The sequence below is a fragment of the Sulfitobacter sp. genome, assembly GCF_036960155.1.
Taxonomy (GTDB): domain Bacteria; phylum Pseudomonadota; class Alphaproteobacteria; order Rhodobacterales; family Rhodobacteraceae; genus Sulfitobacter.
Map to the genome: position 1 here is coordinate 138,684 of NZ_JBALWB010000005.1, position 13,894 is coordinate 152,577.

The following is a 13,894-nucleotide window of genomic DNA, read 5'->3' on the forward strand; positions in this document are numbered from 1 at the left end:
CTCATCGCCCCGCTCGACGCTTTTGATGGGTTTAGCCCCGTGGGCCGCTAGGGTCAACGGGAGGAAGGGTGGAAACGTGTCACGTTTTGCCTTCAAAAGTAGTTACCAAAGACCACTGATGCACAAAACATCCCAGTCTGTTGGTAAGCACAAATAACCAACTAAAATAGTAAGTTATGGAATTTCCTTACTTTACGACCCTATTCAGCCCCGCAACTGTGGCACGCCACCCGCATCCACTTCGGGCCGCAATCCGAACGACAAACCACGCCCAATTCGGTGCGCTAACGCCGACCATTGGTGCGCTAATAGTTGCGGTAGATGTTCGGATAACACCTCATCAAATATCTCAAGCCAGATCGGGAAATGCCGCGCATGCACGTCCCCTGCTTGTTGGTGCTTTTGCATCGGGTTGCCATCGTAGGACCGTTCATACAACAAGGCATTGCGCCAAAAGCCCGCAATCTTTTCTTCATGTGTAGGCCAATCGTGGACGTGCTGTGCAAACACAGGGCCCAACGACGGATTTGACCGCACCCGAGTGTAAAACGCAGCTACGACCACATTTATCTGTTCTGGAGAGACCGCAATGCGGGGTGGCATTGTCACGCCATAATCGCCCACATGAACAAAAGGCTCACGACCAGATAGACCAGTGTGTTCACCATCCAACGGATCAGTCCGGCCTCCCCTTCGGGATCTACCCCCATCCGTTCACATACTTTGGTTCCAGGCCACAAAAAGGCTTCTGATAGTGTCATCTTATGTACTCCATTATTCAGCATTTCAGATGCGTAATATCTACCTCTTTTAATTACGCATTGTAAATGCTAAATATCACGCCATGCAGTTAGACAAATTTACAGACTTCGCCCTGCGCATCCTCATGACGTTGGCGGTACAAGGCCCCGAACGGATTCCCACATCCAAAATTGCATCCACTTTCGGCTTATCCGACAATCACCTGTCAAAAGTTGCAACACAACTGGCCCATGAAGGGTTTGTAATTTCCGAGCGAGGACGCAATGGCGGACTTACCCTGTCCCGCCCAGCGGATCAGATCAACATTGGCGATGTTGTGCGTGCGATGAAGCGCGACAGCCCTGTGGTGGAGTGCTTTGGCACAGATAAGTCCTGCCTGATTTTGCCCGCCTGCGGATTGCGCGCGCCCCTCGCCCAAGCACAAGAAGCGTTCTTTTCTACGCTTGATGCTTACACGCTATCTGATGTCACCAGTCCAACGGCAGGTCTGCAGGCGCTTTTGGCAAGATAGCAGAAACGATCCGCATCTGCCTGCTCACTGCGCCCCTTCGGCATAACGGCTAAGGCGCGTTGCCAGCTTTCCCACAACCACGTGCAAGATCACGGTCAGGCAGGCGAGGACAATCAGACTGGCAAACATCAAATCAATCTTTGCCCGCCCGTTGGCGAGCAGCATAAGGTACCCAAGTCCCTTGGAAGCGCCAACCCACTCCCCGATGACCGCACCAATCGGCGCATAAACAGCAGCAAGTCGCAGACCCGTTCCCAAACTGGGCAATGCGTTGGGGATTTGCACATGTCGCATAAAGTTTAGCTTTCCAGCCCCCATAGACACAGACAAATCGCGATAGCCCTTATCGGTGCGGGTTAGCCCGTCATGAAACGCGGAGGTCACAGGGAAGTAGATAATCAAAACCGCCATGACGATTTTTGACCCCATGCCATAACCAAACCAAAGCGTCAGCATTGGCGCCAGCGCAAAAACGGGAACCGCTTGAGTAAAGACCAGCATCGGCAACATAATCCGTTCGGCGGTCTTGGACAGCGCAAGCTGGATTGCGGTTGCTACCCCCAGAACTGTGCCAATCAGAAGCCCCAGAAGAACCTCTGTCGCCGTGACCAATGCATTTTCCGCAATGATCGCACGGCTTTTAAAAGCTGCCTGCGCAACCCGCCACGGAGATGGCAAAATGAAATGGGGCGCGTCGGTGATCAGCACCAACGCCTGCCAAAGGCCTAGCCCGACCAATACCGCCAGAAGAATATCACGCCCCTTCATGCCCCGATACCACGCAAGTAGCCTAACAGCCGCGCCTGACAATCCAATGTTTGTGGATCATTAATGGCCCGCAACGCAGGTGTTGAGGGGACAGGCCAGTCTTGCGCCCCCTGCTCAGACAGAACAGTGATCTTATGCCCAAGGCGGGTTGCCTCGGCAGGGTCATGGGTAACCAACAACACCGTGCGCCCCAAAAGGACCTGCGCGGCAAGTTCTTGCATGTCAGCACGTGTGCCAGCATCTAGTGCCGAGAACGGCTCATCCAGAAACACAATGGGACAGTTTTCAAACAAGGTCCGTGCAAGTGCGGCCCGCTGCCGCATCCCCCCCGAAAGTGTTTTCGGTTTCTGATCGATATGCGCAGAAAGCCCCACGCGGTTCAGCAAATCCTTTGCCAAATCAACGTCTGGCATTTCGCCGCGCAGTCGCGCACCCAAGCAGACATTTTCCAGCACGGACAACCACGGTAACAACAAATCAGATTGCGCCATATAGCTGATGCGACCAGCCAAAGGCATACTATCGGTTGCGCCATAGCTGCCTGTGAATTTTCCGCCCGTATCAAGCCCCAGAACCAGCCGCAGGATTGTTGATTTACCCACCCCAGATCGCCCCAACAGGCAGGTCCATTCTCCAGCTGGCACATGCAGATTGACATCAAACAACAACGACCCGCCTATGTGATGCTCGCCTTGCACATTGATCCCGGGTGACGTGGTCATGCGCCGTTCAGCCCCATCTGCCAAAACCCGATCTCGAGGGTTGTCGCCATTGTGAAACGGTTTTGCAAAACTGCCACGCGCGGCGAACTTGCCAAATCGCCAACACGCCGTGCAACTGCCCCGTCGATCATTTCGCCAACATTGGCACAAACCGCTTGATACTCTGGGTCTGCGTATGTCGCGATCCATTCAGCGTAAGGCGTATCAGTTGCTTTTTCGCCCGCAAGCCGCAAACCAATTTCGCCGTACCCCATCACACAAGGTGACAAGGCCGCCATCATATCCAAAAAGTCACCCTGCATGCCCGCATCCATGACGTATCTTGTATAGGCAAGGTTCTCGACGGCCTCGGCTGCGTTAAACAGCATCTCTTCATCGATGCCTTCTGCTGCACATGTTTTCACATGCAGCGACATCTCTTGATTGACCAACGCATTCACAGTGCCCGCGCAAACCTTCATCTCAGACAGCGTTTCAGATTTCACCACCGCCAGCGACCACGCCCGCGAAAAGTGAACCAGAAATACGTAATCCTGGATCAGGTAGTGCAGGAATGCAGTGCGCGGCAGCGTGCCATCCCTTAACCCCTCAACAAAGGCGTGGCGCGTATAGCCCTCCCATGCCTCGCAAGCCCCCTCGCGCCACAGCGCGAAGGTCTTTCCATAATCCGGCGCGCTCATTTCGCTGTCACGTCGATGGCGATTTTCGAAACAGGGTTCTGGAACGGGATCAGGCCTGCCTCATGCAAGAACGCCTCAAAGGTTGCATAGCGCCCCTCGTCCATTGCTGTAGGGCGCAAGGCAAATCGGGGCAGCGTATCAACCCAAGCTTTGGCGTTCAGCTCATCTTGCAACTCGGCTGAAGTGCCTGAAAAGATTTCCCAGCTGTCCTCAGGATGGTTCACAATGTATTGCGTCGCCTTTTGCGTAGCGGCCAAAAAGCGGGCGATCATGTCCTTGTCCATCGTGTCGGTATTGGCGACATAGATCAGCTCATCATAAGTTGGCACACCTTCTTCTTCGACGAAAAAGCAATGGCCCTCAACGCCCTCAATCTCCATCTGGTTCAGTTCAAAGTTGCGGTAGGCGCCAATCACGGCATCCACCTGCCCAGACATCAACGAGGGGGAAAGCGACCAATTCACGTTTACCAGCTCAACGTCACCTAATGACAGACCGTGATGACGCAGTATCGATCCCAGAACTGCCTCTTCGACACCGCCAACAGAAAAGCCAACCTTTTTGCCAGCCAAGTCTTTCGGGCTCTTGATTGGCCCATCAGCCAACGCAAGCAAGCAGTTCAACGGCGTGGCGACCAATGTTCCCACACGTTGTATCGGCAGACCCTCATGGATTTGTAGGTGCAGCTGGGGCTGGTAGGATATCGCCAGCTCTGCTTTTCCGGCCGCAACCAATTTTGGCGGATCAGACGGATCCGCAGGCGCGATAATTTCCACCTCTAGGTCCTGCTCTGCAAAATATCCCAGTTCCTGCGCCACGATAATCGGCCCGTGATCGGGGTTGACGAACCAATCCAGCAAAAGCGTCATGTCATCCGCAGCCATCAATGGAGATGCAGCAAAGGAAATGGCCGCTGTCAAAGATGTAAGTTTCATTAGATTTCTCTTTCAGTTGGAGGCGTATCGCCCATTGCAATCAAACAGATGTCGCCGTCCCAATAAGACCGCAGGTATGAGGCTGCCTGCCATGCACGCAGGCCAGAACGGCAGGCAAAAACAGCACGTTGTTCTGGTGATGGGGTAAATTTGGCCTTGGTGAACTCAGCAACACTGAGGCGGTGCGCGGTGGCATTAACTGGCTGTGGCGCTTCAATGATGTCGCGCAGTTCAATCACGAAATCCGCATCGGAGACCTCACTGGCCGCAATGAATTTCAAATCCACAGCAGGCTCTGGCGCGGTATCAAACCGAAAGCCGCCCGTGCGCATGGTCTGCATGTCAAAGCTCAGCAATTGCCCCAGCGGCGATGGCGTTTGTCCGATTAATTGCGCCAATGCCATTTGCGCCATCGCGGCCCCCATCATCCCAACAACGGGTCCCATGACCCCCGCTGTGGCGCAGGTCGCCGCGCGCTCTGGCAGGTCAGGAAACACTGCACGAAGCGACGGCGCAGTACCGCAAAAACCAGCTACATAGCCCGAAAACCCCAGCACCGATGCACTGATCAGCGGGACACCTGCCGCGTAGCAAATATCAGATAGCGTGTAGCTGGTGGCAAAACTATCCGCACAGTCCAATACAAGCGTGCTTTGCGCGACCAGCGCTGGCGCGTTTGCGGGATCAAGTGGCACCTCAAGCGCATTGATCATGCAATCGCCGTTCAGAGCACGCAAAGTCTGCGCGGCGGCTTGGGCTTTGGGCCTGCCTACGTCCGCCTCACAAAACAATGTTTGCCGATGCAAGTTGGACAGCGCCACTGTGTCGCCGTCCATCAGCGTGATCTGCCCCACACCTGCCCCGACAAGATACTGCAACACTGGCGAACCCAACCCACCAGCGCCCACCACCAGCACATGCGCAGAACGGATCGCAGCCTGCCCTGGATCACCAACTTCGGGCAAACAAATCTGGCGTGCATATCTGCTCATCGCGTTGCCGCCAGCCATGCGCGCACGCGGTCCTCAGGAGAGGTGTTCAAGGTGATATCCGTGACTGCCGCCACAACATCCGCGCCAGCGTCAAATGCCCCAGCTGCCCGATCAAGCGACATGCCACCAATCGCGATCAGTGGCGTCTCTCCAATCAGATCGCGCCATACCCCTAGTTTCGCGATGCCTTGCTCATGCCATTTCATCTTCTTGAGGATGGTCGGATAGATTGGTCCCAAGGCGATGTAATCAGGTTTCAGCGCAACCGCGCGCGCCAGCTCAGCCTTGTCATGGGTGCTGATCCCCAGCTGCAATCCAGCCGCACGAATGGCATTGATGTCTGCCCCTTCCAGGTCCTCTTGCCCAAGGTGGATAAACTCACACCCTTCCTCAATCGCCATCTTCCAATAGTCGTTTATTATCAATGTACAGCCGTGCGTATTACATGTCGATTTTGCGCGCCTGATATTTTCGCGCACCACTACATTTTCCGCGTCTTTAATCCGCAACTGCACCAGCTTGATGCCCAGCGGCACCAACCGTTCAATCCACTCGGCACTCTCAAATATCGGGTAAAAACGATCCAAGGTCATTCTAAAAACGCCTTTCCAATAACTGGGGTTGAGGGGGACGCCATATCGCGAGGCTCCATAGGGTCGGCGCTGTGGGCTATTTGGCCAGCTGTGATCGCTCCTGCGAATGCAGTCGCCATTGCGGCGGGATCACCTGCTTTGGCCACAGCCGTATTCAACAACACCGCGTCAAAGCCCAACTCCATGGCGGCCGCAGCCTGAGACGGCAGCCCAATCCCCGCGTCAATGACCAATGGAACATCGGGGAAATGCGCCCGCATGGCGCGCAACCCAAACAGATTGTTCAACCCCAGCCCTGATCCGATCGGCGCGCCCCACGGCATCAAAACCTCACAGCCTGCATCCAATAATCGGTCTGCAACAACCAGATCCTCGGTTGTGTAGGGGAACACCTGAAACCCGTCTTCCGACAGTATCCTTGCGGCTTCGACCAATCCAAAAACATCCGGCTGAAGCGTGTCTTCTTCTCCGATCACCTCCAGCTTGATCCATTTTGTACCAAACACCTCACGCGCCATATGCGCAGTTGTGACCGCCTCTTTGACGCTGTGGCATCCGGCCGTATTGGGCAAAACATGCACGTCCAAATCGCGGATCAACTGCCAAAAGTCCTGCCCTGCGCGGTCCCGTCCGCTTTCGCGGCGCAGTGACACGGTGGCCACGCTTGCGCCGCTGCGCTTGAACGCATCCGCCAAGATCGCAGGTGACGGGTATTGGGCTGTGCCCAGCATGAACCCGTTGGCTAGGCTGGTGCCGTAAAAATCGCGCATGGCCTAGCCCCCCTGCATCGGGGCAAGAACTTCGATGGTGTCTCCCTCGCTAAGATCATGATCAGCGCGAAGACCAACGGGTACAAACACCCCGTTCACAGCCGTTGCGACCTTGGCACCGCCAAATCCTTCACTAATCAGCAGTTCGGCCAGCGTGTTTACCTGCGCATCCACGGGCGCACCATTAAGCTGCAATTTCATCCATCACCTCCGGCTTTTTGTTGTCAAAAATCAATTCGGCCACCATCCGTGCCAACGCAGGTGCCAGTAAAAATCCGTGCCGGAACAAACCGTTGGCACGGATCAGGTTTCCATCCCGTCGAATGCGCGGCAGGTTGTCAGAAAACGCAGGCCGACTATCCACACCGATCTCCAGCACTTCAGCCTCCCCAAATGCCGGGTTAAGCGCATAGGCCGCACTGAGAAGTTCAAGCAGGGAACGCGCCGTCACATGACTGCCTGCACGCCCTTCAATCATTGTGGCACCCAGCATAAAAACGCCGTCGCCACGCGGCACGATATAAAGCGGCACGCGCGGATGCAGCATCCTGATGGGGCGACTTAGGGTGACATCGGGGCAGGATAAAATCAGCATCTCGCCCTTAACGCCGCGCAGATCAGCCAGCTTGTCTTTTGCTTGAAATCCGCGGCAATCAACGGTGAGACCGTGTTTTGCATAGGCATCAGGGTTCGCATCATCGCAGGTAAATTCCACCCCATCCGCGATGAGGCCGGAACGCAGCATTTCCAAGGCATCTCGAGGCGCAAGATGCGCTTCGGTTTCGAAGAACAAACCCTTTGAGAAACGTGTTCCCAAGTCTGGCTCCAAGGTTGCAATCTCGGAGCTCGTTACCGTGCGGTGCCCATCCGTGCGGCGTGCGAATCGCGCAAGTTCGGCCTTGTCCCGAGAGGGAGACACAACAAGAGATCCGCAACGTTGCACCGCGTCGGTTTTTGCGGCCCACCAATCCGCAGCTTCGCCGCCCAACCGGACAACAGGTTGTTCAGCTGTTTCGCCTTCGCAAAACGGCGCCAGCATACCACCAGCCCACCAAGAACAAGCATGTGGACCTGCCTTAGTATGGCGATCTACTAGCGTCACCTTTGCGCCGCGATCCAGCAAAGCGCGCGCAACGCACAGCCCCGCAACACCTGCGCCAATGACGGTGATTTTGCTCATGACCATTGCTCGTGGAAATGATGGACGGGGCCATGACCGCGCCCAATCCTCAGGTGATCGGCAGCTTGGATGGCATTTTGCAAATAGGCATGCGCGATCCCCACGGCATCAATCAGGTCCCGCCCCTGCGCAAGTTGCGCGGCGATTGTCGCGGAATAGGTACATCCGGTTCCGTGTGTGTTGCGGGTCTCAATCCGGGGCGCATCAAATGTCGCGATGACACCACTCGCGTCCACCAGCACATCGGTGCAGGTGCTCCCATTCGCATGGCCGCCCTTCATCAAAACAGCACTTGCCCCCATCTGAATAAGGCGCTGGCCTTGCACTGCCATTTCCACTTGATTTTTCGCTTCGGCTTCGCCCAGCAAACGCGCCGCCTCGGGCAGGTTAGGCGTGAGCAGGTGTGCAATCGGCAGGACATGCTGGATCAACGCTTCAACCGCGACATCCTGCAAAAGCGCATCACCCGATTTGGCGATCATCACCGGGTCAACTACAATGGGGCCTGTGAACTGACGCAACCGTTGCGCTGTTGCCTTTATGATTGGCGCGGAAAACAACATACCCAGTTTAATCGCACCAACATCGAGATCAGATAGCACAGCATCAATTTGCGCCACGACGATGTCGGCGGGGATCTCGTGAACTGCCGTCACTGCCGTTGTGTTTTGCGCCGTCACTACGGTGATAACGCTGGCACCATAGGTTCCGTTGGCAGACATTGCTTTTAGGTCAGCCTGAATGCCAGCGCCGCCGCCACTATCAGAACCTGCTATCGTCAAGGCAATCGGGGTATGTTCACTCACAGGCACGTCTCCAATATTTGGGCGTGCCGACGTGAGAATGAGTCTGTGCTTGGCGTTAGCTTGCACAATCTACCCGTTCCCTACGCCGGTATTACCCGGATCAGGTTCGACGGGTCAGTGCAGTGCACCTCTCAGCCCCTAAGGGCCCCCCGACGGATGATTTTAATGCCGATCAGACCAACAAGGGCCAAGCGGCGTATTTCAAGGAGAGTGGTAGGGCAGCGCCTCTCAGAGCACAACCCTAATTTGAATCGACCTCATCCTCAGGACAAAGGAATACAATTCCTCAGGCCACAATTAACATTAATATCGCACCCCAAGTTACTGTATTTTAAACAGATATCTACACATTAAGATGTCAATAAATATGGAGGGTGAGACGCCAATACCTCTTTAAACAACCCAAGCTGCTTTGCGCTTCTCGAAAAATGCGCCAATGCCCTCGGCCGCTTCTTCGGTCTCCCAGCGCGCTGCCAATGCGTCAATCGACATCGCAACGGCTTCCTCTGTTGCAGCCCCACCTAGATCCTGTGCCAGCTTTTTCGCTGCAGCCACAGCTCCGGGAGCGCAGGCAAGATAGGGTACAACCTCGCGCTCAACCGCGGCATCCAGCTCTGCGGCAGGCACTGCGCGTGCAAGCAAACCCAGCTCCACCGCCTCGTCCGCGCCAAACACACGGCCTGACATAAACACGCGACGCGCACGCCCTTCGCCCATGCGGGCAATCACGTAAGGGCCGATGGTGGCCGGAATGATCCCAAGCTTTGTTTCGGTCAGGGCCATTTTGATCGAATCCGCCCCAATCGCGACATCACAGACCGACGCCATGCCAACACCGCCGCCAAACGCATTGCCGTGCAAGCGCCCGATCAGCGGCTTTGGCAAGCGGTTAAGCGCGCCCAACATCGTTGCAAGTTTGCCCGCTTCTTTCGCACGGGTTTGCGCGTCCATGCCCATCTGCTCTTGCATCCAGCCCAGATCACCGCCTGCGCAAAACGTCTTTCCCGCTGCTGCCAGAATGACAACACGCACAGCATCATCCGCTGCCAGTTGCGCTGCGGCCTCGGTCAGCTCTTTCAGCATCAGTGCTGACATCGCGTTATGCTTTTCCGCGCGCGCAAGCGTCAGGGTAGCCACACCGCGGCTATCGGTCTCAACCGAGATGGTCTCAAACATGTTTCGTGTTCCTTAATGTCGAATGGATGGCCTAGCCGCGCATTGCACGGGCCATATCGGCCGCCTGTGCGATAATTTCAGCATCTAGACCAGTCTCATAGCCCAGCGTGGCTAGATGTGCTGCTACCGCTTCGGTTGCTACGTTTCCTGATGCGCCGGGTGCATAAGGACAACCGCCCAATCCCGCCACAGCAGCATCAAAAACCCGCACGCCAAGGCTAAGCGAGGCATCGATGTTATCCAGCGCGCGACCACCCGTATCATGGTAATGCCCCGCCAAACGGCCCACAGGCACCACATCACGTACAGCCAGCAACATCCGCGCAATTGTATCGGGCGTCGCAGCCCCGATGGTATCGCCCAATGAGACCTCATAGCAGCCCATCGAGAACAGTTTATCTGCAACCTTGGCTACTGCGTCAGGCGAAACAGCACCGTCATACGGGCATTCCACCACGCAAGAGACATAACCCCGCACTGGCAAATCGACATGGCGCGCCGCCTCAAGGATAGGCGCAAAACGTTCAATGCTCTCCTCAATCGAGGCATTGATGTTCTTTTGCGAGAAACCCTCAGAGGCGCTGGCAAAGACCGCGATTTCATCTGCCTTCGCACCAACGGCATCTTCATAACCGCGCATGTTTGGTGTCAGTGCCGCGTAGCGCACACCGTCCTTGCGGGTGATGCCAGCCAAAACCTCAGCCGAACCCGCCATTTGCGGCACCCATTTAGGAGAGACAAAGCTGGCACATTCGATCCTCGTGAACCCTGCCTTACTCAGCAGGTCAACTAACGCGACCTTTTCTGCTACCGGAATATCACGCTTTTCATTTTGCAGGCCATCGCGTGGTCCTACTTCGAAAATCTCACATGGTCCCAAGTTCATCGCACTCTCCCCAATTTGCTATTCCCCAAGACTGCACCGAAAATCCAAATCATGCACTCTTTTTATATCCTTACCTGCATCGCGCTCTTAGGAGGGCATGTCCCACGCTGGGAAAAACGTTTCCGAAAACAGCACGTCCTTGCCGGGCAAAGAGGCTTTGAAACCCTCACGCTGCGTGATGCGCTCGTACCAATCGGTAAGCGCTTCAAAGCCATCAAGATGCGCAAAGAAGCGTGCCATATAGACCGCCTGCCCCACAGAAACATCCGCTGCTGAAAAACCGCTGTCCAATAGGTATTCACGGCCCTTTAGCCGCGCCTCAAGTGCGGCGTAGCATTTGCCCAGTCGCGCCGCCTCTAGTTTCATCACAATCGGACTGCGCATGGTGTCATCGCGCAGGGCGATGTGTTGTTGTGTCAGTGCGGCGGTGTGCTGGCTGATGGTTTCGGAAAAATGGACCCAGATCAACCATTGCGCGCGGTCTACATGGTCCACGCCGCGCCCCATCCCATTTGGCGAAAACCGTTCGCATAGGATTTCAGTGATTGCCCCAGTTTCGAATATCGCCTGCCCGTCGAGTTCTAATGCTGGCACACGCCCTGCTGGGCTTTTCTCTAGATACGCGGGCGAGCGTAGTGTTTTGTCAAAAGGATAGGTCTCGACCTCGAAATCTATGCCCAGTTCGTGAAGCAACCAGAGGCTACGCATGGAACGCGTTTGCGGGCAGTGATGAAGGGTAATCATGCCACCGCCTCCTCTTCTGCTTCAAGACGCACCAACGCGGCCCCCGCCTCAACCTGATCGCCAGCAGTGGCGAGCACTTCGGCTACGATACCGTCGCGCGCGGCCAACAGGCTGTGCTCCATCTTCATCGCCTCAAGGATAGCCAGCTTGTCCCCCATGCTCACGTGTTGTCCGACACTGGCAAAGACCTCGCGCACCAGTCCGGGCATGGGAGCCTCAACGAGGTTACCATCCCCCTGTGTGCCAGCAGCCTGCATCAGAGGGTCAACGCGATCAAAAATAAGGCCGTAGCCGTCAAAGACAGTGATGCGATCGCCTGACAAAGCAACCTGCGCCGCTGGCTGACCGCCAATTTGCCAGCGCCCGCCAATGCGACGGGCCTCAACCGTATCCTCAGCGATGTGCCAAATCTGATGATCAGGGCCACGCACTTCTACTTTGATCAGGTGTTCTTCGGCGCCCCATTCCAACGTCACCTGACGCAGCAATGAATCCCACAGGGTGAACCCTGTTTCCGGCCCTGTCTGCAGCAGGCCCAGCGCCGCCATGCCTGCCAGCGCCACATGGCGCGGTGCTACAACTGGTGGCGTGGTCAGCGCATCAATGTCACGGGCAATCAGTCCAGTATCAACGTCACCTTTGCGAAAACCGCTGTGTCCGGCAAGTGCACCCAGAAACGCAAGGTTGGTCACAGTCCCCGCCACCTGCGTAGCGCAAAGCGCCTGACGCAAGCGCGCCAGTGCCACATCGCGGGTTGGGCCATGCACAATGACCTTTGCAATCATCGGATCATAAAACGGACTAATCGTATCGCCCGCCCGCACGCCGCTATCAGCACGACAGGCAGGATCAAACGCCAGATGCGTTAATGTCCCCGTTGCAGGCAAAAAGCCTTTTGGCACGTCCTCAGCATAGAGGCGTGCCTCAAATGAGTGGCCATTGATTGTCAACTCATCCTGAGCCTTGGGCAGGTCTTCACCAGCAGCGACCCGCAGTTGCCATTCCACCAGATCAACACCTGTGATGGCCTCAGTCACTGGATGCTCAACCTGCAAGCGGGTGTTCATCTCCATGAAAAAGAAACCGTCCGCTTTGAGCCCACCAGTGCCGTCGACGATGAATTCCACCGTCCCTGCCCCTTTATAGCCAATCGCCTCAGCGGCGCGCACGCCAGCCGCGCCCATCGCCGCGCGCATTTCTGCCGTCATGCCGGGTGCTGGGGCTTCTTCAATGACCTTTTGGTGACGACGCTGAAGCGAGCAGTCGCGCTCAAACAAGTGAACTGCCGTTTTGCCATCGCCAAAAACCTGCACCTCGATGTGGCGCGGCTGGCTGACGAATTTCTCAACCAGCACGTCGGCATTGCCAAAGGCGGTCTTGGCCTCAGAACGTGCGCTTGCCAATGCCTCAGAAAATCCAGCAGCCTCTTCGACCAGACGCATGCCTTTGCCGCCACCACCTGCAACAGCTTTGATCAGAACAGGGTATCCAATTTTTCCAGCCTCTGCCTCCAGCAGATCATCTGATTGATCCTTGCCGTGATAGCCCGGGACAACAGGTACGCCCGCTTCGATCATCAATGCCTTAGCCGCGTCTTTGAGGCCCATCGCACGGATCGCATCAGCAGACGGTCCGATGAACGTCAGCCCTGCGGCATCAACCGCGTCCACAAAAATGGGGTTCTCGGACAGGAAACCATAGCCTGGATGGATCGCTTGTGCGCCCGTATCCAGCGCCGCCTGAATGATCACATCACCGCGCAAATAACTATCTGCAGGGGCTGATCCGCCAATATGCACAGCCGTATCCGCCATCGCGACATGTTTGGCACTTGCATCAGCGTCTGAATACACGGCCACACAGCGCACACCCATGACCTGAGCGGTTTCAATAACGCGGCAGGCAATCTCGCCTCGGTTCGCAATTAAGATTGTATCAAACATTACGCGAAATCCTCTATCACTTTGAACCGTTCACACATCAGTTTCATATCCTCAGCGAACCCGCCGTTGCGGGTAAAATATGCTTGATACCCTTTTTGCCAGTGATCAAGATCGCGAAACTCCCCCTGTGCTGCGACGAATTCAACGTCCATGTCACTGAAACGACGGGTGGACACCTCGACCGTTTCAATCATGACGGCAGGTGTGCCATCCCAGTTAAGCGCAACATCGCGTCGGCCAACCTCAGGCCACGCGTCACCCTTTGCACCATAGGCTGATGCCGCCTCGCAGGTTGCGGTTTTGGTGCCGCTGCGCACCAACGCGATGATCTCTGCGCATAACTCAGGTGAATCGCCAAACCGAAAGGTCTCGGCCTCGGGGTTGTCGTCGATGATCTCTTGCAAGGTCTTCGTCATGTCGTTCTCC

At 56.0% G+C, this 13,894-nt stretch carries 18 protein-coding genes and 1 riboswitch; of the genes, 1 reads left to right on the plus strand and 17 read right to left on the minus strand.

Annotated elements, in window-relative coordinates; translation table 11 throughout:
• Nucleotides 1-204 precede the first annotated feature (204 nt).
• Both V7775_RS13325 and V7775_RS13330 read right to left on the minus strand, forming a co-directional pair.
• The gene (locus V7775_RS13325; RefSeq protein WP_335752392.1) at nucleotides 205-603 is read right to left on the minus strand and encodes a group III truncated hemoglobin; all 399 of its coding nucleotides are present in this window, start codon (nucleotides 601-603) and stop codon (nucleotides 205-207) included.
• Between the two features lie 2 nt (nucleotides 604-605).
• Nucleotides 606-761, minus strand: coding sequence for a hypothetical protein (locus V7775_RS13330; RefSeq protein ID WP_335752393.1), 156 nt, complete (start codon nucleotides 759-761; stop codon nucleotides 606-608).
• 83 nt (nucleotides 762-844) lie between these two features.
• Here V7775_RS13330 and V7775_RS13335 point away from each other — a divergent pair, with 83 nt between their 5' ends.
• On the plus strand, nucleotides 845-1,273 hold the full coding sequence (locus V7775_RS13335) for an RrF2 family transcriptional regulator (protein ID WP_335752394.1): 429 nt from the start codon (nucleotides 845-847) through the stop codon (nucleotides 1,271-1,273).
• 24 nt (nucleotides 1,274-1,297) lie between these two features.
• On the opposite strand, the gene V7775_RS13340 is transcribed toward V7775_RS13335, so the two are convergent.
• The 15 genes from V7775_RS13340 to V7775_RS13410 all read right to left on the minus strand — a co-directional run bounded on the left by V7775_RS13340 (nucleotide 1,298) and on the right by V7775_RS13410 (nucleotide 13,884).
• Nucleotides 1,298-2,041, minus strand: coding sequence for an ABC transporter permease (locus V7775_RS13340; protein WP_335752395.1), 744 nt, complete (start codon nucleotides 2,039-2,041; stop codon nucleotides 1,298-1,300).
• Nucleotides 2,038-2,763 carry an ABC transporter ATP-binding protein gene (locus tag V7775_RS13345; RefSeq protein ID WP_335752396.1) on the minus strand — a complete coding sequence of 242 codons (726 nt, stop codon included), beginning with the start codon at nucleotides 2,761-2,763 and terminating at the stop codon, nucleotides 2,038-2,040. The genes V7775_RS13340 and V7775_RS13345 overlap by 4 nt, the downstream gene beginning before the upstream one ends.
• A complete protein-coding gene (tenA, locus tag V7775_RS13350) occupies nucleotides 2,760-3,443 on the minus strand; it encodes a thiaminase II (RefSeq protein ID WP_335752397.1) in 684 nt (227 codons plus the stop codon). Before tenA ends, V7775_RS13345 begins: the two co-directional genes overlap by 4 nt.
• Nucleotides 3,440-4,378 carry an ABC transporter substrate-binding protein gene (locus tag V7775_RS13355; RefSeq protein ID WP_335752398.1) on the minus strand — a complete coding sequence of 313 codons (939 nt, stop codon included), beginning with the start codon at nucleotides 4,376-4,378 and terminating at the stop codon, nucleotides 3,440-3,442. Before V7775_RS13355 ends, tenA begins: the two co-directional genes overlap by 4 nt.
• Nucleotides 4,378-5,388, minus strand: a complete 1,011-nt coding sequence (locus V7775_RS13360) for a HesA/MoeB/ThiF family protein (RefSeq protein WP_335752399.1) — start codon at nucleotides 5,386-5,388, stop codon at nucleotides 4,378-4,380. The genes V7775_RS13355 and V7775_RS13360 overlap by 1 nt, the downstream gene beginning before the upstream one ends.
• A complete protein-coding gene (locus tag V7775_RS13365; RefSeq protein WP_335752400.1) occupies nucleotides 5,367-5,963 on the minus strand; it encodes a thiamine phosphate synthase in 597 nt (198 codons plus the stop codon). The genes V7775_RS13360 and V7775_RS13365 overlap by 22 nt, the downstream gene beginning before the upstream one ends.
• The gene (locus V7775_RS13370) at nucleotides 5,960-6,733 is read right to left on the minus strand and encodes a thiazole synthase (protein ID WP_335752401.1); all 774 of its coding nucleotides are present in this window, start codon (nucleotides 6,731-6,733) and stop codon (nucleotides 5,960-5,962) included. The genes V7775_RS13365 and V7775_RS13370 overlap by 4 nt, the downstream gene beginning before the upstream one ends.
• A gap of 3 nt (nucleotides 6,734-6,736) precedes the next feature.
• Nucleotides 6,737-6,934 (minus strand): sulfur carrier protein ThiS, encoded by a 198-nt coding sequence (thiS, locus tag V7775_RS13375; RefSeq protein ID WP_335752402.1) that lies wholly within the window; start codon nucleotides 6,932-6,934, stop codon nucleotides 6,737-6,739.
• Nucleotides 6,918-7,913, minus strand: coding sequence for an FAD-dependent oxidoreductase (locus V7775_RS13380; RefSeq protein WP_335752403.1), 996 nt, complete (start codon nucleotides 7,911-7,913; stop codon nucleotides 6,918-6,920). The genes thiS and V7775_RS13380 overlap by 17 nt, the downstream gene beginning before the upstream one ends.
• Nucleotides 7,910-8,719, minus strand: a complete 810-nt coding sequence (thiD, locus tag V7775_RS13385) for a bifunctional hydroxymethylpyrimidine kinase/phosphomethylpyrimidine kinase (protein ID WP_335752404.1) — start codon at nucleotides 8,717-8,719, stop codon at nucleotides 7,910-7,912. Before thiD ends, V7775_RS13380 begins: the two co-directional genes overlap by 4 nt.
• 60 nt (nucleotides 8,720-8,779) lie before the next feature.
• Nucleotides 8,780-8,881: riboswitch (TPP riboswitch) on the minus strand.
• Nucleotides 8,882-9,112: 231 nt separating this feature from the next.
• Nucleotides 9,113-9,895 (minus strand): crotonase/enoyl-CoA hydratase family protein, encoded by a 783-nt coding sequence (locus V7775_RS13390; protein WP_335752405.1) that lies wholly within the window; start codon nucleotides 9,893-9,895, stop codon nucleotides 9,113-9,115.
• A 31-nt stretch (nucleotides 9,896-9,926) separates the two neighbouring features.
• Nucleotides 9,927-10,781 (minus strand): hydroxymethylglutaryl-CoA lyase, encoded by an 855-nt coding sequence (locus V7775_RS13395; RefSeq protein ID WP_335752406.1) that lies wholly within the window; start codon nucleotides 10,779-10,781, stop codon nucleotides 9,927-9,929.
• A gap of 87 nt (nucleotides 10,782-10,868) precedes the next feature.
• Nucleotides 10,869-11,525 carry a glutathione S-transferase family protein gene (locus V7775_RS13400; protein ID WP_335752407.1) on the minus strand — a complete coding sequence of 219 codons (657 nt, stop codon included), beginning with the start codon at nucleotides 11,523-11,525 and terminating at the stop codon, nucleotides 10,869-10,871.
• Nucleotides 11,522-13,468: an acetyl/propionyl/methylcrotonyl-CoA carboxylase subunit alpha gene (locus V7775_RS13405; protein ID WP_335752408.1), complete on the minus strand. Its 1,947-nt coding sequence runs from the start codon at nucleotides 13,466-13,468 to the stop codon at nucleotides 11,522-11,524. The genes V7775_RS13400 and V7775_RS13405 overlap by 4 nt, the downstream gene beginning before the upstream one ends.
• Nucleotides 13,468-13,884, minus strand: coding sequence for an ASCH domain-containing protein (locus V7775_RS13410; RefSeq protein ID WP_335752409.1), 417 nt, complete (start codon nucleotides 13,882-13,884; stop codon nucleotides 13,468-13,470). The genes V7775_RS13405 and V7775_RS13410 overlap by 1 nt, the downstream gene beginning before the upstream one ends.
• Nucleotides 13,885-13,894: the final 10 nt, after the last annotated feature.

Excerpts from the sequence above, each read along its gene's own strand:
- V7775_RS13395 (WP_335752406.1), bottom strand. The coding sequence starts at position 10,781 with ATGAACTTGGGACCATGTGAGATTTTCGAAGTAGGACCACGCGATGGC.
- V7775_RS13405 (WP_335752408.1), bottom strand. The coding sequence starts at position 13,468 with ATGTTTGATACAATCTTAATTGCGAACCGAGGCGAGATTGCCTGCCGC.
- tenA (WP_335752397.1), bottom strand. The coding sequence starts at position 3,443 with ATGAGCGCGCCGGATTATGGAAAGACCTTCGCGCTGTGGCGCGAGGGG.
- V7775_RS13400 (WP_335752407.1), bottom strand. The coding sequence starts at position 11,525 with ATGATTACCCTTCATCACTGCCCGCAAACGCGTTCCATGCGTAGCCTC.
- V7775_RS13380 (WP_335752403.1), bottom strand. The coding sequence starts at position 7,913 with ATGAGCAAAATCACCGTCATTGGCGCAGGTGTTGCGGGGCTGTGCGTT.
- V7775_RS13330 (WP_335752393.1), bottom strand. The coding sequence starts at position 761 with ATGACACTATCAGAAGCCTTTTTGTGGCCTGGAACCAAAGTATGTGAA.
- V7775_RS13410 (WP_335752409.1), bottom strand. The coding sequence starts at position 13,884 with ATGACGAAGACCTTGCAAGAGATCATCGACGACAACCCCGAGGCCGAG.
- V7775_RS13370 (WP_335752401.1), bottom strand. The coding sequence starts at position 6,733 with ATGCGCGATTTTTACGGCACCAGCCTAGCCAACGGGTTCATGCTGGGC.
- V7775_RS13325 (WP_335752392.1), bottom strand. The coding sequence starts at position 603 with ATGCCACCCCGCATTGCGGTCTCTCCAGAACAGATAAATGTGGTCGTA.
- V7775_RS13360 (WP_335752399.1), bottom strand. The coding sequence starts at position 5,388 with ATGGCTGGCGGCAACGCGATGAGCAGATATGCACGCCAGATTTGTTTG.
- V7775_RS13345 (WP_335752396.1), bottom strand. The coding sequence starts at position 2,763 with ATGACCACGTCACCCGGGATCAATGTGCAAGGCGAGCATCACATAGGC.
- V7775_RS13340 (WP_335752395.1), bottom strand. The coding sequence starts at position 2,041 with ATGAAGGGGCGTGATATTCTTCTGGCGGTATTGGTCGGGCTAGGCCTT.
- thiS (WP_335752402.1), bottom strand. The coding sequence starts at position 6,934 with ATGAAATTGCAGCTTAATGGTGCGCCCGTGGATGCGCAGGTAAACACG.
- V7775_RS13355 (WP_335752398.1), bottom strand. The coding sequence starts at position 4,378 with ATGAAACTTACATCTTTGACAGCGGCCATTTCCTTTGCTGCATCTCCA.
- V7775_RS13335 (WP_335752394.1), top strand. The coding sequence starts at position 845 with ATGCAGTTAGACAAATTTACAGACTTCGCCCTGCGCATCCTCATGACG.
- V7775_RS13365 (WP_335752400.1), bottom strand. The coding sequence starts at position 5,963 with ATGACCTTGGATCGTTTTTACCCGATATTTGAGAGTGCCGAGTGGATT.
- V7775_RS13390 (WP_335752405.1), bottom strand. The coding sequence starts at position 9,895 with ATGTTTGAGACCATCTCGGTTGAGACCGATAGCCGCGGTGTGGCTACC.